The sequence below is a fragment of the Sphingomonas sp. Leaf30 genome, from assembly GCF_001422525.1.
Classification (GTDB): Bacteria; Pseudomonadota; Alphaproteobacteria; order Sphingomonadales; family Sphingomonadaceae; genus Sphingomonas; species Sphingomonas aerolata.
The window spans coordinates 838,918-864,793 of sequence record NZ_LMKZ01000001.1; the positions used below are offsets into that span (position 1 = coordinate 838,918).

Here is a 25,876-nt window from a genome sequence, read left to right on the forward strand (position 1 = left end):
TAAAGGGCACGGAATGATCAGAGTCTATATCTTATAACTCAGGCCAGTGGCGGATAAGCCGTGTACGTTCGGAAACTTCCCCCGATCGACACGGCCTATCCACCCACCGACGGAGCTTACGTCGCCTGGTTCGACGATACCGGCTTGGCGGTGACGTCGAAGCGGTCGGCGTTCATGACCTTGACCCAGGCATGGATAAAGTCGCGCACGAACTTTTCCTCGTGGCCGTTCTCGGCATAGACTTCGGCCGTCGCGCGCAACTGCGAGTTCGAGCCGAAGACCAGGTCGGTGCGGGTCGCCTGCCACTTCTTCTCACGACCACCGCGATCATAGCCGATGAACTTCTCGTCGCTCGACGTGTCGACCAGATCCCAGAACGTGTCATTGTCGAGCAGATTGACGAAGAAGTCGTTCGTCAGCTGCCCCGGCCGCTTGGTCAACACGCCGTCGGGCGCATCGCCGAAGTTCGCGCCGAGCACGCGCAGGCCGCCGACCAAGACGGTCATTTCGGGCGCGGACAGACCGAGCAGCGAAGCCTTGTCGAGCAGCAGCTCCTCGGTCTTCACCGGGTGACGCGTCTTCAGGTAGTTGCGGAACCCGTCGGCCTGCGGCTCCATCCACACGAAGCTTTCGACATCCGTCCACTCCTGCGTCGCATCACCGCGACCGCCAAGGAACGGGACCGCCACGTCGTGCCCGGCGTCGCGTGCCGCCTTCTCGACCGCTGCCGAACCCGCCAGCACGATCGCGTCGGCCAACGACATGCTGCCCCGCAAGTCGTTCAGCTTTGCCAGAACATGGCTGAGCTGCTCGGGCTCGTTGACCGGCCAGTCCTTCTGCGGCGCGAGCGCGATGCGCGCACCGTTCGCCCCACCGCGGTGGTCCGACCGGCGATAGCTCGATGCCGAAGCCCAGGCGGTCTTGACCAGCTGGCCGATCGTCAGCCCGCTCGACAGCACGGCGTCCTTGAATGCCGCGACGTCAGCGTCCGACGGTACGGTGCCTTCGGGGACCGGATCCTGCCAGATCAGCGTCTCTTCGGGAACCTCGGGCCCAAGGTACCGGACCCGTGGCCCCATGTCGCGGTGCGTCAGCTTGAACCACGCGCGTGCGAACGCGTCGTCGAGCGCCGCCTGGTCGTCGCGGAAACGCAGCGCGATCTCGCGGAACTCGGGGTCGACCTTCAACGCCATGTCCGCGGTCGTCATCATCGTCGGCACACGCTTGTTTGGGTCGCGCGCGTCGGGGGCCATGTCCTCCGGTTCCGGGTTGACTGGCTGCCACTGCTTCGCACCGGCCGGGCTCTCAGTCAGCTCATAATCGTACTTGAACAGCAGGCGCAGATAGTCGCCGGTCCACTTGGTCGGGTTGTTCGACCACGCGCCCTCGATGCCCGAGGTCGTGATATGGCCCTGGCCGATTTCCTCGCTGTCGGTCAGCCAGCCGAGGCCCTGCATGTGGACCGATTCCGAAGACGGGGCCTTGAAATGCGGTGCGGCCTTGGCACCGTGCGCCTTGCCGAAGGCATGACCGCCGGCGGTCAGCGCCACGGTTTCCTCGGAGTTCATCGCCATCCGCTGGAACGTCGCCTTCATGTCGCGTGCGGACATGAGCGCGTCGGGCTCACCGCCCGGGCCCTCGGGATTGACGTAGATCAGCCCCATCTGGATCGCGGCGAGAGGCCCTTCGAGCTCGGGCATGTCCTCGCTGATACGCGTCTGCGCACCCTCGTTGACCCAGATCTCCTCGGCGCCCCAGAAGGTATCGCCCTCGGAGGCGAAGACGTCCTTGCGGCCGCCGGCGAAACCGAACACGGGCCCGCCCATGCTCTCGATCGCGACGTTGCCGGCGAGGATGAACAGGTCGGCCCAGCTGATGTTCTTGCCGTATTTCTGCTTGAGCGGCCACAACAGCCGACGTGCCTTGTCGAGGTTGCCGTTATCGGGCCACGAGTTGAGCGGTTCGAAGCGCTGCTGACCCGACGACGATCCGCCGCGGCCGTCCGTTACTCGGTAGGTGCCGGCGGCATGCCATGCCATGCGGATCATGAACGGGCCGTAATGACCATAGTCGGCAGGCCACCAGGCCTTGCTGTCGGTCATCAGCGCCGTCAGGTCCGCCTTGAGCGCTGCATAGTCGAGCTGCTTGAACGACTCGGCATAGTCGAACTCTTCGCCCATAGGGTCGGGAGAGACGCCGTGCTGATGCAGCATGTCGATCGGCAGCGCGTCGGGCCACCAGTCCTTGTTCGTGCGACCGAGGAGCGAGCGGGCCTTAACCTCGCCGCCACCCTGGGGGCCCATTGGGCAACCGCTTGCCTTAGGCTGTTCGTAATCGGCCATCTTGGCGTCCTCTCCTAATGAGTTTTACCACCGTGCTCGTAAAATGCCGGATCTCGGGTACATTTGTCCAATCGATTATACGGGCGACAGCTATCATCGCACTCGATCACAGAGAGCTGTCAACGTGTCGTCTGACGGCGCGTACATTCGCGATGATCCGGGTCATCATCATCGTCAGGCCGACAGACGTTGCGGCAACTGATATGATCAAGGTGTCGCCAAACTTACATTTACTGCGGTTAGAGGATGGGCGTCTTTAGTCTGGTTCAGAGTTTTTCGTCGTGACCGCGCCCCAAGTCCGCCCGATAGATCGTTGGTTCGTCGGCCTCGAAAAGCGCGGCGTGTTCGCAGACCCGGCCAGCCGTGAGGGACGGGACTTCGTCTATCGCCGCAGCACGGCGGGTGCATCGCTGCAACGTGACCTGCTCGTTCCGGCGTGGATCGAGAGCGCAAGACCGGACGCTGGCGATCCCCGTCCGCACGACCCGACCAATCCGCAATACGACCCGGCAACGCCCCCGGCACCGGCCCCGATGCAAGGACCTCTGCAATGAAAACCGCGTTCTACAAATTCCTCGGCGGCACGGCGTTTGCTGGCGCGATGCTCACAGTCTGCAGCACGCCCGCTGCAGCGCAGGAGGCGCGCAACGTCATCCTCTTCCTCGGCGATGCGGGCGGCCTGTCGACGCTCGGCGCCGCTGGGATCCTGGCGCATGACCGGCCGCAATCGCTGTTCATCCAGTCGATGCCCAACGTCGCGCTGTCGGATACGTCCGCGCTCGATCGATGGGTGACCGATTCCGCGGCCGGGATGACCGCGATCATGACGGGGAACAAGACGAACAACGCGATGGTATCGACGACGCCTTCTGGACCGGGCGGCCGCGCGATGCCGGTCAAGACCCTTCTCGAATATGCCGAGCAGCGCGGGCTGTCGACGGGTGTCGTCACCAACATGAACATCTGGGATGCGACCCCGGCCGCGACCTTTGCGCATGTCGCCGCGCGCGCGGACAAGGCTGAGATATTCCGCCAGATGCTCAAGCCCCGCTTCGGCGACGGCGTCGATATCCTGATCGGCAAGGGCCGTGCGGACGCCGTCGCGACATTCGCCGGCCCGGGCACGAGCGCGGAACAGGCGTTCAGGACCGCCGGCTACCGCTTCGGCGAGGATCCCGCGCTGGTCGCCCAGGCACCCCGGACCGCGGTGCTGCGCGATGCCGACTTCGCGCCGCTTCCCGCCGTGGAGGCGACCGTCGCGCAGCTCGCCCGCAACCCGAAGGGCTATTTCCTGATGGTCGAATGGGACATGCACACCGACGACCCCAAGGCAGGCCTGCGGCATGTCGTCGAGATGGACGACATGATCCGCCGGATCAGCGCGGTTGCCGGCAAGGACACGCTGATCCTGTTCACCGCGGACCACAGCTTCGGCCTGCGGATGACCGGCGGCAAGCGCACGATGCCCCTCGCGACGCAATATGATCCCGATGCGAAGTCGGTGATCAGCGTCGAACCCGGCCATACCGGCGAAGAGGTCGTCGTCGCGGCGAGCGGCCCCGGTGCGGACAAGGTCCGGGGTTTTATGCCCAACACGCGGCTCTTCGACATCATGCTGTCGGCATTCGGCTGGAAGAAGGACAAATGATCCGCTCTCAGCCTGCCTGATGGCCTTATCCGTTCCCGGATCACGACGCGTATGACGAGGGACTAGAGGCCGGAAGCGGTCAGCCCAACGATGAATGAATGTACGAAGCTGGGGAATGGGGTGAGGGCGCGCGTGATGTCCGGCAATGCGCCGTCATGCCTTATCCTCACCTCTGCAACCGGCCCGAGCTGTCCTGCAACAGCCAGAAACGGGTATAGCGTTGCAGGCGCGGGAGAATGATCCACTGCAGGGTCGCGGTGAGCAGCAGGGACGAGGGCAGGAGTTGCAGCGGCAGCGGTGCGTCCTTCAACACCGTGCGAACCATCATGCTGATGAGGAGGAGGACCGGGAACACCGTCAGCCATGTCGTCACGAACCGCTTCCACTTGCTGGCACTCGCATCGCTCGGCAGCTCGAAGGTGACGCCGTCGCCAGTTTCGAGCTGGCGGAGCGCGGTGGAGAAGCGGTCCGCGACAGCGACATGCGCGCGCATCTTGGGGTCGTCATGCCATGTATCGGCTGCGGCGCGATCGTCGAAGCGAAAGAGCAGGTGCTGAAAACCCGCCGTCTGACCGAGCCGGATCGCAGCCCGATATCCCGGCGCCGCACGGGCGTGCCGGTTCAGTTCCTCCACCCAGCGTTCGAAATCCTGCTCATGGCCGGCACGGATGGCCCGGCTGGTGATGATCGTGGCGGTCTGGTCAGGATCGATTGGCATAACGGCGAGAACAGACGAGGCCGCCGGTACGTTGCGCGGCCGCTTCGTGCATTTCGCCCGTGTCGACCCGCATCAGGACAGGCCTGTCAGTTTCAGCGCCTGACAGATCGTATAGCGCGTCACCGGACCGCCACGGGCCGCCGTGAGACCAGAAGCACTGCACGCGGCGATCAGCGCGCCAATCGTCGGGCGACCGTCGCGATCGCCGCCGTCGCGGCGATAGGCGGTGATCGCATCCTGGATGCACCGGATCACCGGTTCATTCCGTTCATAAGCCCGGGCGCGGCGATCGCCATGCCGGAGCGCCATATCTGCAATGCCATCCATCATCGTCGACGATCGATAACCGATTATCGCGACGGGATCATCATCGTCCGACACAAGGCCAGGGCGTGTGGCCCGTGCCATGATCAGAACGGCGTTGAAGGTTTCCGCGCGACTTTATAATGGCACCGGACCGGTTACTTCGGTCACCTCGCGCCCGGCAATCGTGCCCGGCGGCCCGCATGCAGGCAGAGCGTCAGGGTCTTACGTCACAATGAATTATCGCCATTCCTTCCATGCGGGCAACAGTGCCGATGTCGTGAAGCACAGCCTGCTGATCGCGCTCGTGCGGGCCCTGCAGCAGAAACCGGGCGCACTGACGCTGATCGACACGCATGCCGGCTGCGGCCTGTACGACCTTGCCGGCGAGGACGCGCAACGCACCGGCGAGTCCCTACAGGGCGTGCTGCGGGCCTTTGCCGAGCCGAATCCGTTGCTGGACGACTACCGCGCCGCCGTGCAGGCGGTGAATTCCGGGGCCGAACCGCAATTCTACCCCGGCTCGCCCCGGATCCTCGCGCAGCTTCTGCGCCCGCAGGATTTGCTGATCCTTAACGAGAAGCACCCCGAGGACGCCTATACCCTGCGCGGGGTGATGCGCGGCACGCCCGCTGCGGTGCATGAGCGCGACGCCTATGAGCTTTGGCTGGCGATGCTGCCGCCCCGGACCGCGCGTGGCGTCGTGGTGGTCGACCCGCCGTACGAGCAGCCCGATGACCGCGACCGTATCACCGCGACCCTCGCCGCCGCGCATCGCAAATGGGCGCATGGCGTGACGGTGATCTGGTATCCGCTGAAGGACCGCGCCACGCATACGCGGTGGACGGGGCAGTTGCGCAGGCTCGGTATCCCCAAAGTGCTGGGGGTGGAGCATTGGCTGTACGATGCCGATCAGTCCGGCATCTACAATGGCGCGGGCCTGTATATCGTCAACCCGCCCTACGCCTTCACGCAGGCGCTGCCGCCTATGCTCGAAGCGCTGCGCGCGGTGCTGGCGCCGGAGGGGCATAGCGGCGAGATCACCGCCGCGTGGTTGGGCGATTAGCGTAAACCCGCATCGCCCCGCTCTGCCCGGCTGCAAACGGCCGGGCTGCCAACGTCAAAAGACCGGACGCTCTGGCAAGCAATTCGCATCGTCGAGAGCGGCCGCCCGTTTAGTACGATGATTCCCGATTCTCTAGCTCCGGTCGGCGATTTCGAGACGATCTATTGGGACCAGTAATCCGTGCCGCCGGGGGCGCCAAGCTGCTGACAGTTCCGAAGCCGGCCTCATGCTTGTCGTTGCCGAAGCGCGGGGGTTACGATCACACGGCGAGATCGTTATAGGTCCGTAATGAAGATCGCTGCAATTTCCGACATTCACGGGAATGTCGCTGCCCTCGACGCAGTTCTCGGCGACATCGCCACCCGGCACGTGGACCAGATCGTGAACCTCGGGGACATTTGCTCAGGGGGCCTATTCCCGCGGGAAACAGCCGATCGACTGATGCCTCTGGGATTGCCCACTATACGCGGCAATCACGAACGTCAGATCTCGGAGCAGCCTCGCGAGCGCATGGGATTGTCCGATCGCCACGCCTTCGACCAGCTGAGCGCTGAACAGCGTGCGTGGCTGACGGCATTGCCCACGACCATGCGCCTGTCCAAAGATGTGCTGCTTGTTCATGGCACGCCGGACAGCGACCTGACCTATTTTCTAGAGACGGTGACGGAGGCGGGGCTTCGTCAGGCCACTCGCGAGGAAGTTCGACACCGTGCGGGAACTGTCGATGCGGCCGTGATCCTCTGCGGCCATACGCATCTCCAGCGGGTGATGACGCTCGACGACGGGCGCATGATCATAAATCCGGGAAGCGTCGGTCTTCCGGCATATGACGATGACCGACCCCACGCTCACCTAGTGGAAAGCGGATCGCCGCATGCGCGCTATGCCGTCTTGTCCAACGAAGGTGATGGCTGGGCGGTAGAGTTTCTGTCCGTCGATTATGATTGGGAACAAGCGGCCCGTGATGCCGAGGCGAATGCCCGTACCGACTGGTCCAGACCTTTGCGAACCGGTCGGGTCTAGCACGGGGTATCGTATTTCTCGATGCGAAGTGCGTTTCGGGAAACCGTGTCGCTTCTCGAAATCCGGTCCTTTAGGGAACGCATCAGCGCCGAGCCTCCCCAAAGCCAATTTTCCGCAGTCGCCGACCAAGCGTCACGTGTGAGCTCGACGCCATCAACGTTACCGGCATCATCGTCAGGCAGCGTATGCGCCGCCGGGTTATCGGTCGCGTCTTGAAGCCTGGCACCGAAGACATATCGCAGGGTCGGGTTCGTTGCCGGGAATGCGTGTTGGGTACATAGTTTTTCCTTTTCTGCCTTGCGAGAGCTTACGAGCATTCATTTGTGCGATCGATGTATCTGGCCGTCAATGCTTTGAATTGGATGAGAATTTTGTACGTAAAAATGTCAAAAATTATGACATATTCGTTCGAGGGCATGAGCACGGCGCTGCGGGAATAATTGCAATGATTGTTGAAGCGGCAAACCGATAAGCAACATTCGCTAGGCAAGATTTCGAAAATATGGTGTGGATACGGCGACGTCGAGGAATGCCACGGCAATCATCGACCGTACGTCTTGATCGAGGAATCCAATGCGCGCGTCAGTGTTACAGGCGTCCGCTGCGGTCGGAACCGCCCGGCGCGGCAAGCATCCGAACGCCCCGATGCCTGCTCGCCAAGGCAGCGTGCCGACACCGAGGGGCCGCTCCGGGTTGCGAACCGCCACGGGCGACATTCACGAACGCCGGCATCATCATCCCGTGCTTTCGCGTCGGGCGGCAAGCTCGGCCGACCGGGACGAATATCGTCTGCTTCTCGGCCACACATACGGTTTCCATACCGTCGTCGACCCCATGCTCGGTGTCGGCGGTGGACTGATCGGCTGCCTTGTCTGGGGCCTCCCCGAACCAGGACTGAGTGCCGGTGACTGGAGCCGGTGTGCCGTCGGGCTGGACACCAACCTACCCGACGCTGCCGTGCAGGACCGACCTGCTGCAACGGCAGCGGCGGTGTCGATGTTTGCGGCGTATGAGGAATGGATGCCGGCATGACGCAGCAAATGGACGGTGCCGTCGATCTGACCAACTGCGATCGCGAGCCGATCCATATTCCCGGCTCGATCCTCCCCCATGGTGCGATGCTCGTGGTCGATCCTGCAACGATGCTGGTCGAGCAGGTCGCAGGCGACACCGTCGGTCTGTTCGGCCGGGATGCAGCGTCGCTGACCGGGCAGGGCCTGGCGGACGTGTTGAATGCCGAGCAGCTTCAGCGGCTTCGCGAGTTGCTCCAAAGCTCCAGCCTCGCGCGCCCGCGTCACCTGCTGGATCCGTTGCTGCGGGTCGTCCCCGACCGCGCGATCGATGCCAGCGTCCATCTGAGCGATGGCGCGCTGGTGATTGAGGTCGAGGATGCCGACCTGAGCGACCGTCATGCCGTCGATCCGCTCGCCTGCGTCCAGGAAATGTTCGACGGACTTGGCGACGCTCCCGATCTCCAGGCCTATTGCCAACTGGCTGCCGAGCGGGTGCGGGCGGTCGCGGGCTACGACCGGGTGATGGTCTATCGCTTCATGCCCGACGATTCAGGCTGGGTGTTCGCCGAAGCCCGGCACGACGACATCACGCCATTCCTCGATCTGCACTACCCAGCGTCGGATATCCCGAAACAGGCCCGCACGCTGTATTTGACCAGCTGGCTGCGTCTGATCACCGAAGTCGATTACACGCCCGCGCCGCTGCTGCCGTCGATCAATCCGCGCAGCGGCCTGCCGCTCGACATGAGCCACGCGACCCTGCGTGACGTTTCGCCGATCCACCGGGAATATCTGCGCAACATGGGCGTCGACGCCTCGATGTCGATCTCGATCATCTTCGAAGGCAGGCTTTGGGGGCTGATCGCCTGTCACCATCATACGCCGCGCCGCCTGCCGCGTCATCTCCGCGGCGTCTGCGAGCTGTTCGGATCGATGTTCTCGCTGCAACTGGAAGTGCGGCTGCGCGCCGAGCAGCTCGAGGCCCGGTTGCTGTCCCGCAAGGCACTGTCCGGCATCATGCACGCGCTGGCGAGCGAGGATGATTACGGGGCCGGGCTGGTCGCGCAGCAGCAGCAGCTGCTCGACTACATAGAGGCGGGTGGTCTTGCGCTGCGGGTGGGGCAGACCCGTGGCGGCGTCGCCATCCGGGTCAACAGCGGCATTACCGCGCTCGGCAATACACCCGATGACGCCCAAATCGCGGCCCTGACAGACTGGCTGACCCTGCGCATGGGCACGTTCGAAGGGGTGTATGCCACGGATCGGCTGGGCGAAGACTATCCGCCGGCCAAGGCCTATGCGGAGATCGCCTCCGGGTTGCTTGCCGTGTCCGTCTCGCGCGAACCGCGCGACTTCGTGCTGTGGTTCAGGCCCGAGGTCGTCGAGACCGTGCAATGGGGCGGCGATCCGACCAAGCCCATGGAGGTCGGTCCGAACGGCATCCGGCTGACGCCGCGAAAATCCTTCGAGGCGTGGACCGAAACCGTGCGCGGCCGGTCGACCCCCTGGTCGCCGTCCGACAACGATGCCGCGTTCGACCTGCGGGTGTCGCTGCTGGAGGTCGTCCTGCGGCGGATCGATGCTGCCGCACGCGAACGGCTGCGCGCCTGGCAGCAGGAACAATTGCTGATGGCCGAACTCGACCACCGGGTGAAGAACACCTTGGCCAGTATTCAGGCGATGGTGGCGCAGACGAGCCGGAGTGCGTCCTCGCTTGCTGCTTTCACCCACGGGCTCGACCGGCGGATCCGGTCAATGTCGCGCGCGCACAGTCTGCTGACGCAAAGCCGGTGGGAAGGCGTGTCGCTCGACGTGCTGATCCAACAGGAGCTGGACGCGTATCGGGCGGAGCATGCGAACGTCACGATCACCGGTCCGGATGTGATGCTTCTCCCCAAAGCGGCACTGGCGCTGTCGTTGGCGATCCACGAGCTTGCCACCAACGCCGGCAAATACGGGGCCTTGTCGGCCGCCGGCGGTCATGTCGACATTCGTTGGCAGTTTGACCCACAGGCTGGACTGGAGCTGCGATGGCAGGAAAGCGGCGGTCCTCCGGTCAGCAAGCCCACACGGCGCGGTTTTGGATCGACCTTGATCGAGCGGGCCTTGGCGCTGGAAACGAGCGGATCTTCAACTCTGACGTTCGACCCGGGCGGGGTGGCGTGCGCGATCGTCATGCCCGCGTCGGTGGCGCAGTCTGGCGGCACCGCCTCCCACGCCTCTATCGCCCATGATGCTCCTGCGAAAGTCACCGACATTCCTACCGACAACCCGCCGCGCATCCTGATCGTTGAAGATTCAGCCATGGTGCTGATGCTCATCGAGGATGTGGTCATCGATCTGGGCTGGGACATCGTCGGTCCCGCGATGCGGCTTCCGGAAGCTTTGAAGCTTTCGCGCGAGGCGGCGATCGATGCCGCTCTGATCGACGTCAATCTCGATGGTGAAATGTCGTGGGATGCTGCTGCCATCCTGCAAGATCGCAAGATCCCGTTCGTCTTCACCACCGGCTACGACAGCGCCACCGTCCTGCCGGAGCGGTTCGCCGGCCATCCCGTCCTCAACAAGCCGTTCTCGGCCGAAGACGTTGGACGCACGTTGCAAACCTTGTTGAGCCGGCACTGAGCGTGCCGCGGGTGAATGCCGGGCAGCGTAGACTGATCGACCATGCCTGGCCGCGACCGGTTGCGGACGTTCGTTCATGCTTGGCGACACCGTTGAAAAATGGCTGGCATCCAACGATGATCAACTGCGGTTCCTGCGATTGCTCTCTTTGCAGCAAGCGCAATGTCACAACCGTCCGGTTGCGCGACCGCTTACGCTTCATCGACGGCGTGACACCTTTTTGAGGGCTCGCGACAATGTGTCGATCGAATAGGGCTTATGCACCAGTTCGAACCCGTGCGTACCGCTTTGCGCCAGAACCTCGCTGTACCCGCTGGTCAACACGACCGGCAGCTTTGGATAAAGGCGGCCGATCTCCTGACCCAGCTCGATACCGGACATGCCGGGCATCATCACGTCGGAGAAGACGATGTCGAACCTGCCTGCATCTGTCGCCAGTTCGGCGAGTGCCTTGGAGGCGTCCATCGCCAAGACCGTATGATAGCCCAACTCTCCCAACGCCTCGGTCGCGAACATGCCAACCTCGGCATTGTCCTCGACGACCAGCACACAGGCGCCTTCGCCGAGCGGCAGGGAGTTGTCGCCTTCTTCGGCCGCTCCGCCGTCCAGCCCGTCGACCCGGGGCAGGAACATGGTGAACGTTGCGCCTTCGCCTTCCTCGCTTGTGACGACGACGCCCCCGCCGGACTGCTTCGTGAAACCGAAGACCTGGCTGAGGCCAAGGCCTGTCCCTTCGCCTACCCCCTTGGTGGTGAAGAACGGTTCGAAGATCCGTTCAATGTTGTCGGCTGGAATACCGGGACCGCTGTCGGTCAAGGAGACCGTCACGAACTCGCCCGGCGTGGCCGGATGGGACCGTATGGCGGGCATGCCGGATGCTGCCGCAACCACGATGGACAGCTCGCCCGCGCCGTTCATGGCATCGCGCGCATTGACCGCCATGTTGACGATCGCGGTATCGAACTGGCTGCGGTCCGCGTCGATGTAGCAAGGCTCCGTCGGCAGCCGATGCGATACCTTGATGCGTGCCCCCGTCAGCGTCCGCACCATGTCGCTGACCGTCCGCACGCTTTCCGAGACGTCGAAGACTTCGGGTTTGAGCGACTGGCGGCGCGCGAATGCGAGCAGCTGGTTGGTCAGTTTGGTCGCGCGTTCGGCGGTGTCGGAGATCGCGTCGATATAGCGCTGTCGGCGTTCGTCGGAGAGACCGGGCCGGCGCAATAGGTCGATGGAACCCCGGATGACCGTCAGCAGATTGTTGAAGTCGTGCGCCACCCCACCTGTGAGTTGCCCGATCGCCTCCACCTTCTGCGATTGGCGCAACGCATCCTCGGCCTGGCCGAGGTCGGCGGTTCGCTCGGCAACGCGCTGCTCGAGCGTTTCGGCGAGCGCGCGCAGATCGGCGACAGCACGGTCGCGCTCCGCTGCGATGCTCCGCCGTTCCTCGACGTCGATCAGGACGCCGGGAAAGCTCAGCGGCGTTCCGTCGGGTGCATGGTCAACCCGACCGTTCGCCTCGATCCAGTAATATCGACCGTCAGCACGGCGGACCCGGTATTGATGCGCATAGGACCCACTGCGGGCGATTACCGCGTTGATGGCCTCCGTCAGCCCTGCCTGATCGTCGGGATGTACCGTTGCTGTAATCTGCGCGAGCGGGATGCCGGATCGGCCGAGCGCCGGATCAAGGCCGAAGGCACGCGCGAATGCCTCGTCTACGGTGAACTGATCGCTCGGCAGGTCCCAGTGCCAGGTGCCGATGATGGCGCCGGCTTCCAGCGCGAGTTTCACCCGCTCGACGTTCTGACGCGCGACGGATTCACTGACACGCAGGCGTTCCTCCGCTTCTCGGCGGGCGGTCACGTCGTTGAAAATAATCGCGATCTGTCGATCTGCGGGATCGCCAACCCGTACTGCCCGTACGTCGAACCAGCGTTGAAATGCTTCGGCATAATTCTCGAAATTGGTTGCTTCACCGGTCTTGGCCACATGCCCGTAGGTCTCGAACCAGAATTGCTCCAGGTCAGGTGCGAATTCCGTGACCCACTTGCCGCGCAAGTTGACTCCGGACTGGCGTTCAAAGGCGGGGTTGGCTTCGACAAACCGGTAATCGACGGCTTTGTCATCCTCGTCGAACTTGACCTCGACGATGGCGAAAGCCGCATCGACCGTGTCGAAGATTGTCTGGAAGCGCTGCTGCGCTTTCCGGAGCGCTTCGCCGGCAAGATGCTCTTCAGTACGATCACGCAGAACCTTGACGTAACCGGTATGGCGGCCGGCCGAATCCCGGAGCAGGGATAACTCACCGCTGGCCCAAAAAGGCTTGTCCCCCTTGCGCACGTGCCAACGCTCATCAGTGGCCCGCCCCGTCTCACGGGCGCAGGCCATCTCCTGCACCGGAACCCCGGCCGCGCGGTCTTCATCCGTGAAGAATAGGAAGACGCTTTGACCGATCACCTCGTCTTCCGACCAGCCCAGCACCCGTTCCGCGCCATAGCTCCATTCGATGATACGGCCTTCGAGATCGCAGGCTACGATGGCGAAGTCCTGTGCGCTGTCGACGATCGCCCGCTGGCGCGCTTCGGCTGCAATCAGCCGTCCCGTTGCAACACGCTGCTCGAACTGCACCATGACCTGTCGCGCCATGACGCGGATCGTCTGCTTCTGAACCTCGGTCAGGTCGCGGGGGCGATAGTCCAGAACGCAGAGCGTGCCGATCGGAAAGCCATCAGGGGACTTCAACAGGGCGCCAGCATAGAAGCGCAGATGCGGCTCACCCGTGACCAGGGGATTGCAGTCGAACCGTGGGTCGTCTGTCGCATCGGGGACGAGCAGGAATTCATCCTCGAGGATTGCACGCCCGCAGAAAGACGTCTCCAACGGCGTCTCACGAACGCCAAGCCCGACTTCCGCCTTGAAGAACTGGCGGCCGTCCCCGATCAGATTCACGATCGCGATTGGCGCGTCGCAGATCGCCGCCACCAGTTCGGCGATCTCGTCGAACGCCGCTTCGCGCGGAGTGTCCAGCAGGTCATATTCTGCGAGTGCAGCCAATCTTTGCTTCTCGCGTGCGGGGAGATCGGTCATCGGACTCCAAAGGTTTAGCGGATCACTGTGCTGTAGCATCGTCACCGCCAAGCTCAACGTTGGTCGTTCCTAAACTGTCGAAACCGACCGGTTGTGGCACCCGCAGCGACTTATGCTCTTTCCCGTTCCTCGGCGATGGCTCCATGATCTGAAATTCCTGCATCGCGACCGCTGCGATCACTGAAAGATCCGATGACAGGGAACCTCGGCATGCCTCTCACGTATGTTGGTTAATGAATATATTGTGGGATTGGGACGAGGGGTCGATGACTGAGACTGGAAGAGTTGCCTATCATCGCGACCGGGCTGAGCAAGAACGAAGGCGCGCGAGCGAAGCCATCGATGACCGCAGCAAGAATGTTCATATCGAACTGGCCCTGGCCCATGGAAAAGCGGTCGTTCTTGGGGGGCATCGTCTTCGCGCAGCACACGACCGGTGATGCGGGCCGAAGCGGTTTGACGGTATTCCCTCTCGGGCGCTCGCGCAAAGAGCGCTGATCATGCGGCGACTGAGAGCCCGCCCGAACGGGATGCCGGTGTTTGCCCAGGTTCCCCCTTTCAAGGACACGCGATCGTAACACGAGATCAGGCAGCGAATGCTGTCCAGCCCTTCGCATCGGAATAGGTGTCGATCCGACGTGGCATGAACGATCGGCGAGGCTGCAGCCGCAACAATGGATTCGAAGCTGGACAAATCTGCGCTGGTGACGCTGACGTCGGATGTCCTGGCGAACATGCTGGTCTGTCTGGCCGTGTTGACGGCGACGTTCGCCTGAACGCTGTCGGGCAAGGTCGCCGTGATCATCGGCCCCGTCGCCATCTTCGCCGCCGCGGGCGTCGAGCATTTCATCGCTAACATGTCCCTACTGCCAATCGGCTGGTCAGGTGAGCGTCTGATCGCCTCCCGCGGTGAGGTGAGCCCAAGGGAGGGCAGGACCGACGGGCACGATTCCGCAAGGGTTGAGGTCGCGGTGGCTGGCGTAGTAATGCGTCTTGATGTGATCGAGATGCACCGTCGCGGCGATGCGCGGATCTGCCAGCATCCGTGCGACGTAAGCGTCCAACGCCGGATAGTCGGAGATGCGGCGCACGTTGCACTTGAAATGGAAGTGATAGACCGCATCGAAGCGGACCAGCGTGGTGAAGAGCCGGATATCGGCCTCCGTCATCGCCTCGCCCACCAGCCAGTCGCTGCCGGACAGCCTCTCTTCCAGCCAGTCGAGCGATTCGAACAGAGGGCGTACCGCCGCCTCGTACGCGTCCTGCGTCGTGGCGAAGCCGGCCTTGTACACGCCGTTGTTCACCGTGTCGTAGACACGGTCGTTGACCTCATCGATCTGCTGGCGCTGGGCTTGAGGATAGAGGTCCGGCCCGGATCCGCCGAACGCGGCGAGCATCCGGATGATGTCCGCCGATTCGTTCGACACGATCGTGTCGGTATCGCGATCCCACAGGACGGGTACGGTGACCTTGCCGGAATAGTCGGGCCTGGCGCGGGCGTACACCTGCCACAGGAACTCGGCGTCGTGCAGCGGATCGCCACTGCCGCCGCGGCTCGTGCCGAAGGTCCAGCCATTGTCCAGCATGACAGGGTCGACCACGGAGACACCGATCGCGTCGTCCAGCCCGTAGAGCGCGCGTACGATCAGCGTCCGGTGCGCCCAAGGGCAGGCATAGCTGACATAGAGGTGATACCGACCGGGCGTCGCCGGATGGCCGGGCTGTCCGTCTTGGCCGGGGCTCCCCACCGGGGTCAGCCAGTCGCGAAAGCCCGCATCCTGCCGTTCGAACGCGCCGCCCTTGCTGTCTTCCGTCACCTTGCCCGCGTGCCACGCACCGTCGATCATTCTACCCATGTCATCCCTCCGTCGAAATCGGACCTCAAGCGAGATCCGCCACAGTTCGCCTCACGAACGACCAACGGCTCTTTTCGTCCCATGCGATGCCTTTGGCGGCGGGTTCGGGACAGGTCGCCCCGGCTCAGGCAAACAGCGGCCGCAGGTCGACGGTCGCGTCCACCACGCCGGTCGCCGGGTCGTCGCGAAAGGGATAGGAGGTGCAGGAGCGGTAGGAGGTTCTTGAATGGCGAAGCATGGTCGGATGGCAGGGATGGCGGCTGGGTTGATGATCCTCGCGGCGACGGTCGAGGCTGGCGCACAGCCTCGCGTCGAGCGCGTGACAGAGAGGCCTGTCGCGCTGACGCGGTTGCCGGCCACAATGCACGGCCGTTTCGAGCGGAAAGGCGCCGGCTTTGTCCGTCAATGGCCGGGCAGTTATGCCGAGACGGCGTTTCGGGGCTCGGCGGTATCGTTCGACGTGGGGCCGGGCGAAGTGGCACTTCACGTGCTCGTCGATGGACGCAGGATCACGACTCTCGTCAAGCCGGTTCCGGGCCTGTACCGCGTCGCCGGGATGCCCGCCGGCCGGCACGCATTGCGCATCGAGGTCGCTTCGGAAAGCCAGTCCGGTCCGACCGGGATCGGGCCGTTCTTTGCCGAGCGGGGGACTGTCGGAGCGAGGTTGGAGCAGCGCACGCGGCAGATCGAGTTCGTCGGCGATTCGCACACCGTCGGCTATGGTGTGACGTCGTCCAAACGAGAATGTACCCAGGACGAGGTCTGGGCGACGACGGATACGTCGCGCGGCTTTGGCGCGCTGCTCGCACGCCGCTACGGCGCGGATTACGCAGTCAATGCGATTTCCGGGCGCGGGGTGGTGCGCAACTATGGCGGGTTCGCAGCCGACACGCTGCCCGAAGCCTATCCCTTCACCCTGTTCGATCATCGATCCCGCGCCAACGTGCCCGGCTGGCATCCGCAGGTGGTTATCGTCTCGCTCGGCACCAACGATTTCACCACACCGCTTCACGCCGGCGAAACATGGGCGAACCGCGACGCCCTCCACGGCGATTACGAACGACGCTATGTGCGCTTCGTGCAAGCGCTCCACGCGCGCGATCCACGCGCACAGATCGTGCTGTGGGCCACGGACATGGCCAATGGCGAGATCCAGGCGGAGGTGGCCAAGGTTGCTGCGACCTTGCGCAGATCCGGCGCGCCGTGGCTCACCTATGTTCCGGTCAACGGCCTTTCCTTCACCGGGTGCCACTCGCACCCCTCGCTCGCGGATCAGACCGTGATTGCCGACCGGATCGCGGCGGTGATCGACGCGCGCGTCGCGGGATGGGCGCGGCGACCCTGATCGATGGCCAGCCGGTTCGTCGGGCCGGCAAACGCAATAGGGCGCGGCGCATTATCCTGCTATCGCAGGAGGATGACGATATCGCATCCTGCCCCCACCGATGCCCGTGTCGAGGAACGCGCCGCAGTCGACGCCGCGACCTTTGCCGCCGAGATCGCTTTGCGCGACGCGCCGATCGTGTTGCGCGGCCAGGTCGCGCACTGGGCCAGCGTCCGGGCTGCGGCGGGTGGCGATCGCGCGACGGCGGCGTATCTGACTGGGCTCGGCGATGGCGGCAAGCCGATGGAGGTGCTGATCGGCGGCCCGGCGTTCGGTGGCAAATTCTTCTATCGCGGCGATAATCTGGAAGGGTTCAACTTTCACCGCGAAAAGGCGCCGCTCAACGTGTTGCTGAGCGAGTTGCTGCGCCTGTCGGACGTCCCCGAAGCCGAACGGCACATCCTCTATGCGAACGCAGCGACCGCGCCCGAGCATCTGCCGGGGTGGGCGGCGGCGAACCCGCTCGATCTGCCGATGGGCGGGGCGACGCCGCGGTTGTGGATCGGCAACGGATCACAGACCGCGACGCATTATGACGGGTCGACCAATCTCGCCTGCGTGGTCGCTGGCGAGCGGCGGTTCACGCTGTTTCCCCCCGATCAGGTCGGCAATCTCTATCTGGGGCCGCTCGACCGGACGCTGGCGGGGCCGCCTTCGAGCATGGTCGATCCGCTCGCGCCCGATCTGAAGCAGTATCCGCGCTATGCCGAGGCGCTCGGCCACGCGGTGGTGGCCGATCTGGCGCCGGGCGATGCGATCTTCATCCCGGCGATATGGTGGCATCACGTCCAGGCGTTCGGGACGCTCAACGTGCTGTGCAACTATTGGCGCGCCTATGATTCCAGTGTGTCGGCGTTCCATGCGGTGGTGCACGCGATGATGGCGGTGCGCGACCTGCCCGCGGCGGAGAAGGCGGGGTGGCGCGCGTGGTTCGAGCATTATGTGTTCGCCGACGAGGCGATTGCGGCGGGCGATCATCTGCCCGCGCCCGCGCGCGGCGTGCTCGGGCCGGCCAGCCAGGAGCGGACCGAGCGGATCCGCGGCTATCTGCTGAAATCGCTCCAGCGCCGCTGAGCGTTAGTCGCTGTCGAGATAGGCCGCGACCCAGACGAGCGGCGCGTTCCAGTTGATCGCCACCTCGTTCAGCGCATAGGCGTTGATGTCGTCCGCCCAGCAGCGTTGCGGCGCGCACCGGCCCTTCAGTGTCATGGCGACCGGATCGACCATCGCGCTGCTGTTGGGGCCGCCCGACACCACTCCCGGCGGCGGCGGTGGCGAGGATGCCGACAGCTGATGCGCCCAGAAGCGGTGATGCGGGTTGGTCAGCGGCTTCCAGCCGGTCCCCGAAACATAGGATTGGCCCAGCGGATTGCGGCCGAGGATATAATCGGCCGCATCGACGACGCCGGCGCGGTAGCGCGCATCGCCGGTAAAACGCTGTGCGAGGCCGAGCAGCATCGCGCGGTTGAGGATGCTGGAATTCGACCCCCAGTTATAGGTCTGCGACGCGTAGGGGATGCGGTAGCCGGTGCGCGCGGTTTCGGCGAGGAAGCCGTCGGCGGCCGCGACGATCGCCGCACGTGCGCCATCGCGGATCGTCGCGGGAACGCCGCTTGCGGTCGCAAGCGTGATCATGCCGAGTGGTGCGACGCTGGCCCAGCCGGGTTCGCCGGTCGCGCCGGTCGGCAGCGCTTCGCGGTAGGCGGCATCGCCGGTCGTCGCGAACAGTTCGGCTGCAGCCCAGGCGCGTTCGTCGTCGAGCGTCTCGTCGCCATAGCCGCCGCTGCCGGTGAAGCCCTGCGCCGCGAAGATCGCGGGGTTGCGCTCCGCCGCGGTCCAGGCGGCGCGCGCGGCGGCAAGGCACCGTGCCGCGAAGGCGGGATCGATCGGCCGCCACAGCCGCGCGGCCTGCGCTGCAACCGCGGCAAGATTCAGCGTTGCCGCGGTCGAGGGCGGGTAGAGGAGCCGCGGTTCCTTGTCGTCGGCCGGTGCGGTCGGCAATGTCGTCCAGCGCGCGTCGGCAACCTTGTGATGTGCCATGCCGCCCGCGTCGACCGGCGTAAGTGCGAGCCTGCCCGAGCGATCATGCGGGCCGACGGGGAGTGCGACGCGGGTGCCCGCGGGGACCTGCATCCGCAGCATCCACCCGACCTCCCACCGCGCTTCGTCGAGCAGGTCGTCGCGGCGGTTGCCGGCTTCCGGCAGTCGCGCCTGACCGTCGGCGAACACGCGACGCGCAAGCCCGGTCTCGTAGAGATTCTGCAGCGTCCACACCGCGATGCCGCCGTTGACGACATATTTGCCGTGGTCGCCCGCGTCGTACCAGCCGCCGGTGACGTCGAGCGTATAGGGACAGCCGGACCAGACATTGCCCTTCTCGTCCGCTCCCGAAAAACACGCGGCGACCTCGCGCGGGTGTCCGGCCGCGCGCGCCCAGCGCTTGCCTGCCCAGCGCGCGTCGATCGGCGTGCCGGCGCGCTGCTGGTAGAAGAAGTTGAGCGCGTTCAGCGCGAGTGGGGCGTAGACGTCGCGGCCGACGCGGAAACGGCCGCTTTCGGTCCCGTCAACGCGCAGCTGGTAGTTGCCCGGGCGGGTGAGCGCGGTGAAGCGCGCGACATGGACATGATCGCCCGACGCAGCGTCGTCACCGCCGACGCTGGTGCGTCCCGCCAGCACAGTCTTGCCGGCGTCGTCGACCACGACCCAGTCGAGCGGCCGCGTCGCGTGATCGGCGACGATCGCAAGCTTGGGGTCTTCGGGACGGAAGCCGAGCTGGTTGATATTGATGACGGCGGCGGCGAGCAGAAGCGGGAAGGGCATCAGAGCATCCTGTTCGTAGCCAGCTGCGCGAGCGCGGTGGCATGAGGTGGCATGTGGGTCAGCGAGGTGGAGACGACGCGTTCGATCTGAGCGAGCCGCTTTGCCGCGATGGCGATCGGCAGCGCGTCGCAGATCGGGTCATGGCCGGTCACGGGTGCGTCCTGCCCGGTCAGCAGAGCAAGCCAGCTGACCTCGTTGAACAGCTCGTCCGCTTCGCGGAAGATGCGTCCGCCGGCGCGGAACAGGGCGAGCTTTTCGGCGAGCCCATCCGGAATCGGCGCCGCCGCGCGCTCGCGCCAGAAGGGTTCGGTTCGGGCATTGAGGTGATAATGCGCGACGAGGAAATCGCGGATCCGGACGAACTCGCCGGTCATCGTGCGGTTGTACCGGTCGACGATCGCCGGGGCAGGGGGACCGCCCGCCGGAAGCATTCGCAACAGATGCTGAAGCCCGCTCTGCACCAGATGAATGCTGGTTGATTCCAGTGGCTCCATGAACCCCGCCGCGAGACCGAGCGCGATGCAGTTCCCGTTCCAGAACCGGGTGCGGTGCCCGGTGGCGAAGCGGATCACGCGCGGGTCGGCCAGTGCCTTACCGTCCAGCCCGGCGAGCAGCGTCGCGGTTGCTTCGTCCTCGCTGGTGTGGCGGCTGGAGAAGACATGCCCGTTGCCGGTGCGATGCTGCAGCGGGATACGCCAGCGCCAGCCGGCGGGTTCCGCGATCGCCCGCGTGAGCGCGAGCGGCGCGGCGTCGGCGGCCGAAGGGACCGCGACCGCGCGGTCGCACGGCAACCACTGCGACCAATCGGTCCAGCCGGCCCGCAGCGCGCCCTCGATCAGCAGCGCGCGAAACCCGGTGCAGTCGAGGAACAGGTCGCCCTCGATACGGCTGCCATCGGCGAGATGGATTGCGGCAATTCCGGCGGGGCCACGCTCGACGCGGTCGACCCGGCCCTCGCGCCGGACGACGCCGTGTGCCTCGGCCTGCGCGCGCAGGAACGCGGCGTAGCGGCCTGCGTCGAAATGATAGGCATAGCCGATCCGCGACAGCGGTGAATCGCCGTTCGCGATCGGGCGCGAGAAGCGGCCGGCTTCGGCGGCGCGGGCCTCGAGCGAATAGGCGCCGAGCGCTTCGGCGGCCCCCGCCTGGCGGGCGCGCAGCCACTGCGCGGCGAACGGCACGCCGGCGATGTCGGTCCCGATCTGGCCGAACGGATGGACGTAGGATTCGCCCGGGCGCGTCCAGCCCTCGAAGCGGATCCCGAGCTTGTAACTGCCGCCGGTCGCGCGGAGGAAGGCGTCCTCGTCGATCCCGAGCATCGCGTGAAAGGTCCGGATCGGCGGGATCGTTGCCTCGCCGACGCCGATCGTGGCGATGTCGTCCGATTCCACCAGCGTCACACGCGTCCCGGCCGGGCCCAGCAGTCGGCCAAACGCGACCGCGGCCATCCAGCCTGCGGTACCACCGCCGACGATCACGACCGATCCGATCGCGGCGGTCATGCGCGCACCCGCGTAGGGCAAATGCGGGCGATGTACTCCTCGTGCCGGGGCATCCGCGACGCGGCATCGGCGAACATCGCGCGCAGCCGGTCGAACCGTGCATCGACCTCGCGCGCGTCGACTGCGTCGGCCAGTCGGTCCCACCCGTCGGGAACGATGCCCTGGCCCAGCAGCACCGCGACCCAGCTCGCCTCCGCGAACAGATCGTCCTCCCAGCGGAACAGCCGTCCGCGGCGACGCCACAAGGCGAGCTTCTCGCTCAGGCTGTCGGGGATCGCCCGCGCACGCGTCTCGCGCCAGAACGGCGAATCATCGCGGCGCGTCGCATGGTAATGGAGGATGAGGAAGTCGCGGACCTGGTCGAATTGAGTCGCTGCCAGCCGATTATAGGTGTCGATTTCGACCGGCGAGAAGCCCTGGTCGGGAAACAAGGCGAGCAGTTTCGAAATGCCGGTCTGGACCATGTGGATGCTGGTCGATTCGAGCGGTTCGGTAAAACCGGAAGCAAGGCCCAACGCGACGACGTTGCCGATCCACTGCTTCCGCCGACGTCCCGCAGTGAACCGCAGCAGGCGCGGTTCGGCGAGCGGGATGCCGTCGACCCCGGCGTGCAGCGTCGCCGCGGCCTCGTCGTCCGAACAATGCGCGCTGCTGTAGACATAGCCGTTGCCGGTGCGGTGCTGCAGCGGGATGCGCCATTGCCAGCCGGCCGCGCGCGCGGTCGAGCGGGTATAGGGGGTGATCGCCGCGCCGGCGTTCGCGGTCGGCATCGCGACGGCCCGATCGCAGGGCAGCCAGTGCGTCCAGTCCTCATAGCCCGCGCCCAGCGTCTGCTCGATCAGCAGGCCGCGGAACCCCGAACAGTCGAGGAACAGGTCGCCTTCGATGACGCGGTCGCCGGCCAGCGTGACGTGGCGGACATGGCCGGTCTCGCCGTCGAGCGCCACATCGACGACGTCGCCTTCAACGCGCACGACACCGTCGCGCTCGGCGCGGCCGCGCAGGAAGCGTGCATAAAGGCCCGCGTCGAAATGATAGGCGTGCGCCATCTGCGACAGCACCGACGCCGGGTCGGGTGAGGGGGGCATGAACCGTCCCGCGCGCGCGGCGACCGCGCACAGCGAATAGGCCTCGATATCCTCGACGATCCCGGCGGCGCGGCGGCGACGCCAATATTGGTGGAAGCGCACACCCTCGATATCGAAACCGAAGCCGCCAAAGGGATGCAGATAGCGCTCGCCAAGCGCGCCCCAGTCGACGAATTCGATCCCGAGCTTGAAGCTCCCCGCGGTCGCGGCAAGGAATTCCGCTTCGTCGATCCCCAGCATCGCGTTGAAGCCGCGGATCGGCGGGATCGTCGCTTCACCGACGCCGACGGTGCCGATCGCGTCGGACTCGATCAGGGTGATGCTCGCCCCGGTCGGGATCAGCCGGGCAAGCGCGGCCGCCGCCATCCAGCCGGCCGTGCCGCCGCCGACGATGACGATGCGGCGGACGGGGGCGCCGATCGTCATGCCCGCGCCCGCAACGCGGCCATCGCCTGCGCATAAGGGGGAAGCGCGCGGACCTGCGCGATGACCCGCGCGCGCTGCTCGGCCAGATACCGCTCGATCGCCGCCACCGGCACTATGTCCGCGCGCGCATCGTAGCGGCGCGGCATCAGGCCCATCGCGTCGAACATCACCGCCCAATCCTCCTCCTCGAACACTTCGTCGTCATACATCGGCAACCGCCCGCGCGCCGCGAACAGAGCGTATTTGGCGGCGAGTGGTCCGGGCAGCGACGCGGCGCGGCGGTCGTCCCACATCGCGCCGGCGCGACCGGCCACGGCATAGTGCGCGATCAGGAAGTCGCGCGCGCCCTGTAACGCCCCGGCCGCAGTGCGGTTGAAGGCGGCGGCTTCGACGGGTGCCTGCGGTCCGGCGGGCCAGAGCTGGATCAACTGCGAGAGCGACCGCAGCAGCAGCGTCAGTGCGGTGGGGTGCAGCGGTTCGAGCAGGCCCGCAGCGGCGCCCAGCGCGACGCAATTGCCCCGCCATGCCTCGACGCGCCGCGCCGCGTGGAACGGCTTGCCGGTGCCGCCGCCGCTGCACGTCAGTCGTACATCCGCGCCGTCGAGCGGCCAGGTCGCCGTCCAGCCCGCGTCCTGCGCATCGACCTGCGTATAGGGCGGGGGGGCGCCCTGCGCGGGCACCGTCTCGGCATGCGTCCGGTCGCAGGGCAACCAGCTGGACCAGTCCTCGGACGCGGGGCTGGTACGGCTGGCGATGCGCGCGTCGGTTCCCGAACAGTCGAGGACGAGCCAGGGTTCGATCCCGGTACCGTCCCCAAGAGTCAGCCTCTCGACGATGCCGTTCGCTGCGATCTCGGCATCGACGAAGTCCGCGGACGCGCGTTCGGCCCCCGCCCGCAGCGCCGCCCCGCGCAACAGCGCTTCATAGGGCGCGACGGGCAGATGCAGCGCATGCGCGATCGGCGCCCCGGGTGCGAACCGGCCCGCCTGTGCGGCGACCGCGGACAGCGCATGATCGGCCAGCCGGACCGGGTGCCCCGCCGCGCGCAGCCGTCCGGCGAGCTGGTGAAACGCGATGCCCTCGAGCGGCGCACCGGTCTCGCCATAGGACAGGAACGCCGCCGCGCCGTCGCCCCGCCAGCCACCGAACGCGACGCCCAGCGCATGGCCACCGCCCGTCATCCGGACCAGCGTCGCCGCATCGAGACCGAGATCCGCATGGAAGCCCGCGAGCGCCGGCGGCACCGCGATCACCGGCGCGAAATCGCCCAGGCCATCGCCGCCGTTGCCGTCGTCGATCACCACCACGCGGTAGGATTCGCGTGGCAAGCGCCGTGCAAGCGCGGCCGCGGCGATCCAGCCACACAGGTTCGCGCCCAGCACGGCGACCGTGGCTGTCACGCGGCAGCCCCGATCCGTGCAAGATAGTCCGCATGCGTCGGCATCCCCTCGGCGGTGCGGCGGCAGGCGTCGACGACCGCCGCGACGCGCGCGCGCGCGTCCGCGACGGGTAGTGCGGCAACGAGGGGGTGGATGCGTTCGGGCATGATTCGCTGGCCATAATAGACCGCGAGCCAGCTTGCGGGCAGGAACATGCCCTCGCGATACTGTTCGACGATGCCCCGATCGCGAAAGGCGGCGATCTTCCCGGCCAGCGAGGGGGGCAGCTCCATCGTCCGCATGTGGCGCCAGAACGGCGTGTCGTCACGCTCGGTCGCGCAATAATGCAGAACCAGGAAGTCACGGACGCGATCATATTCCAGCGCCATCGCGCGGTTGAATTCCGCGGCATCCGCGGGGTCTAGCACGGGGTCGTTCGGAAACAGCTCGATCAGCTTGCCGATGGCCAGCTGGATGAGGTGGATGCTGGTCGATTCAAGTGGCTCGAGGAACCCGGCGGAAAGGCCGATCGCCACGCAATTGTCGATCCACTGGCGGTGCCGACGTCCGGTGCGGAATCGCAGCATCCGCGGCTCGGCCAGCGGCTCGCCCTCGAGATTGTCGAGCAGCACCGCGCGCGCGCGGTCCGGATCGGTGAAGCGGGTCGAGAAGACATGACCATTCCCGGTACGATGCTGCAGCGGGATCCGCCATTGCCAGCCGGCGTCGCGTGCGGTGGCGCGGGTATAGGGGACGAGGGGGCCGGTGTTCGCCGTCGGGACCGCCCAGGCCGCGTCGCAGGGCAGCCAGTGCGCCCAATCCTCGTGTCCCGCCTTCAGGGCGCCTTCGATCAGCAAGGCGCGGAACCCTGAACAGTCGACGAACAGATCACCCTCGATCCGCTGCCCGTCCGCCAGGCGAAGCGCCGCGATACCGCTCGGGCCCCGTTCGACGTGCTCGACGCGACCCTCGATCCGCGTCACGCCGCGGGCTTCGGCATAGTCGCGCAGATACGCGGCATAGAGCCCGGCATCGAACTGATACGCATAGGAATAGGTCGACCCGACCGATCGCGGATCGTCGAGCGGCGGCGTGAACCGCCCGGCACGCGCGGCGACGATCGGGAGCGAGCAGGCGGCGAGCGCGGGCGTCTCATCCGGCTTGTCCCGGGTCGCGTGGAGCCAATGCTGATGGAATGGCAGCCCGTCGATGTCATGGCCGAAATCGCCGAACGGATGGATGTAGCTGTCACCGATCCGACCCCAATCGCAGAACTCGATGCCCAGCTTGAACGTCGCCTTGGTACGCCGGACGAAATCGGCTTCGTCGATACCCAGTCTTTGATTGAAGAACCGGATGTGAGGCACCGTGGCCTCGCCGACACCGACGGTGCCGATCTCCTCGGACTCGACCAGCGTGATGTCGGCCAGCCGTGCCGCGGACGGCGTACCGGTCGTGAGACCGAGCGTCGCCGCGGTCATCCAGCCTGCGGTACCGCCACCAACGATAACGATGCGTAGCCGAGCACGTTCGTCCAATTCCACCCCCCCGACTATGTTGCAATCATGCAACAAGCCTAGCAATTCACTAAAAAAC

Annotated in this window: 18 protein-coding genes; 7 read left to right on the forward strand and 11 right to left on the reverse strand. The window is 65.7% G+C overall.

Annotated elements, in window-relative coordinates; all coding sequences use genetic code 11:
• Window positions 1-116 precede the first annotated feature (116 nt).
• Window positions 117-2,342, reverse strand: a complete 2,226-nt coding sequence (gene katG / locus ASE89_RS03955) for a catalase/peroxidase HPI (protein WP_056674249.1) — start codon at window positions 2,340-2,342, stop codon at window positions 117-119.
• Between the two features lie 550 nt (window positions 2,343-2,892).
• Between katG and ASE89_RS03960 the strand changes: the two genes are divergently transcribed.
• Window positions 2,893-3,990 (forward strand): alkaline phosphatase, encoded by a 1,098-nt coding sequence (locus ASE89_RS03960; protein ID WP_082451221.1) that lies wholly within the window; start codon window positions 2,893-2,895, stop codon window positions 3,988-3,990.
• Between the two features lie 166 nt (window positions 3,991-4,156).
• On the opposite strand, the gene ASE89_RS03965 is transcribed toward ASE89_RS03960, so the two are convergent.
• Both ASE89_RS03965 and ASE89_RS03970 read right to left on the reverse strand, forming a co-directional pair.
• Window positions 4,157-4,708: a hypothetical protein gene (locus tag ASE89_RS03965; RefSeq protein WP_037533177.1), complete on the reverse strand. Its 552-nt coding sequence runs from the start codon at window positions 4,706-4,708 to the stop codon at window positions 4,157-4,159.
• Between the two features lie 72 nt (window positions 4,709-4,780).
• Window positions 4,781-5,089 carry a hypothetical protein gene (locus ASE89_RS03970; RefSeq protein ID WP_056674252.1) on the reverse strand — a complete coding sequence of 103 codons (309 nt, stop codon included), beginning with the start codon at window positions 5,087-5,089 and terminating at the stop codon, window positions 4,781-4,783.
• Window positions 5,090-5,246: 157 nt separating this feature from the next.
• Here ASE89_RS03970 and ASE89_RS03975 point away from each other — a divergent pair, with 157 nt between their 5' ends.
• The 4 genes from ASE89_RS03975 (at window position 5,247) to ASE89_RS03990 (ending at window position 10,738) form a co-directional block, all read left to right on the forward strand.
• A complete protein-coding gene (locus tag ASE89_RS03975; RefSeq protein ID WP_056674255.1) occupies window positions 5,247-6,077 on the forward strand; it encodes a 23S rRNA (adenine(2030)-N(6))-methyltransferase RlmJ in 831 nt (276 codons plus the stop codon).
• Between the two features lie 288 nt (window positions 6,078-6,365).
• A complete protein-coding gene (locus ASE89_RS03980) occupies window positions 6,366-7,100 on the forward strand; it encodes a metallophosphoesterase family protein (RefSeq protein ID WP_056674259.1) in 735 nt (244 codons plus the stop codon).
• Between the two features lie 573 nt (window positions 7,101-7,673).
• Complete coding sequence (locus ASE89_RS20175) at window positions 7,674-8,132, forward strand: hypothetical protein (RefSeq protein ID WP_156363264.1); 459 nt, start codon at window positions 7,674-7,676, stop codon at window positions 8,130-8,132.
• Window positions 8,129-10,738: an HWE histidine kinase domain-containing protein gene (locus tag ASE89_RS03990; RefSeq protein ID WP_056675305.1), complete on the forward strand. Its 2,610-nt coding sequence runs from the start codon at window positions 8,129-8,131 to the stop codon at window positions 10,736-10,738. Before ASE89_RS20175 ends, ASE89_RS03990 begins: the two co-directional genes overlap by 4 nt.
• Window positions 10,739-10,936: 198 nt before the next feature.
• Here ASE89_RS03990 and ASE89_RS03995 read toward each other — a convergent pair whose 3' ends face one another.
• From ASE89_RS03995 to ASE89_RS04005, 3 genes are all read right to left on the reverse strand, one after another.
• Window positions 10,937-13,825, reverse strand: coding sequence for a PAS domain S-box protein (locus ASE89_RS03995; protein ID WP_082451222.1), 2,889 nt, complete (start codon window positions 13,823-13,825; stop codon window positions 10,937-10,939).
• Window positions 13,826-13,847: 22 nt separating this feature from the next.
• Entirely contained in the window at window positions 13,848-14,006 is a 159-nt protein-coding gene (locus ASE89_RS20730; protein WP_168427549.1) for a hypothetical protein, read from the reverse strand.
• 700 nt (window positions 14,007-14,706) lie between these two features.
• Window positions 14,707-15,681, reverse strand: a complete 975-nt coding sequence (locus ASE89_RS04005; protein WP_056674267.1) for a glutathione S-transferase family protein — start codon at window positions 15,679-15,681, stop codon at window positions 14,707-14,709.
• 226 nt (window positions 15,682-15,907) lie between these two features.
• On the opposite strand from ASE89_RS04005, the gene ASE89_RS04010 reads away from it, so the two are divergent.
• Both ASE89_RS04010 and ASE89_RS04015 read left to right on the forward strand, forming a co-directional pair.
• Complete coding sequence (locus ASE89_RS04010) at window positions 15,908-17,026, forward strand: SGNH/GDSL hydrolase family protein (RefSeq protein WP_236701610.1); 1,119 nt, start codon at window positions 15,908-15,910, stop codon at window positions 17,024-17,026.
• Between the two features lie 72 nt (window positions 17,027-17,098).
• The gene (locus ASE89_RS04015; protein ID WP_056674270.1) at window positions 17,099-18,139 is read left to right on the forward strand and encodes a cupin-like domain-containing protein; all 1,041 of its coding nucleotides are present in this window, start codon (window positions 17,099-17,101) and stop codon (window positions 18,137-18,139) included.
• Between the two features lie 3 nt (window positions 18,140-18,142).
• Here the strand turns inward: ASE89_RS04015 and ASE89_RS04020 are convergent, their stop codons facing one another.
• From ASE89_RS04020 to ASE89_RS04040, 5 genes are read right to left on the reverse strand one after another with little or no spacing between them, the layout of a single operon-like run.
• Complete coding sequence (locus ASE89_RS04020) at window positions 18,143-19,885, reverse strand: glycoside hydrolase family 9 protein (RefSeq protein WP_056674273.1); 1,743 nt, start codon at window positions 19,883-19,885, stop codon at window positions 18,143-18,145.
• Window positions 19,885-21,387 (reverse strand): tryptophan halogenase family protein, encoded by a 1,503-nt coding sequence (locus ASE89_RS04025; protein ID WP_056675315.1) that lies wholly within the window; start codon window positions 21,385-21,387, stop codon window positions 19,885-19,887. Before ASE89_RS04025 ends, ASE89_RS04020 begins: the two co-directional genes overlap by 1 nt.
• Window positions 21,384-22,901 (reverse strand): tryptophan halogenase family protein, encoded by a 1,518-nt coding sequence (locus ASE89_RS04030; protein ID WP_056674276.1) that lies wholly within the window; start codon window positions 22,899-22,901, stop codon window positions 21,384-21,386. The genes ASE89_RS04025 and ASE89_RS04030 overlap by 4 nt, the downstream gene beginning before the upstream one ends.
• A complete protein-coding gene (locus tag ASE89_RS04035) occupies window positions 22,898-24,301 on the reverse strand; it encodes a tryptophan 7-halogenase (RefSeq protein WP_056674281.1) in 1,404 nt (467 codons plus the stop codon). Before ASE89_RS04035 ends, ASE89_RS04030 begins: the two co-directional genes overlap by 4 nt.
• Window positions 24,298-25,818, reverse strand: coding sequence for a tryptophan halogenase family protein (locus tag ASE89_RS04040; protein ID WP_082451282.1), 1,521 nt, complete (start codon window positions 25,816-25,818; stop codon window positions 24,298-24,300). The genes ASE89_RS04035 and ASE89_RS04040 overlap by 4 nt, the downstream gene beginning before the upstream one ends.
• Window positions 25,819-25,876: the final 58 nt, after the last annotated feature.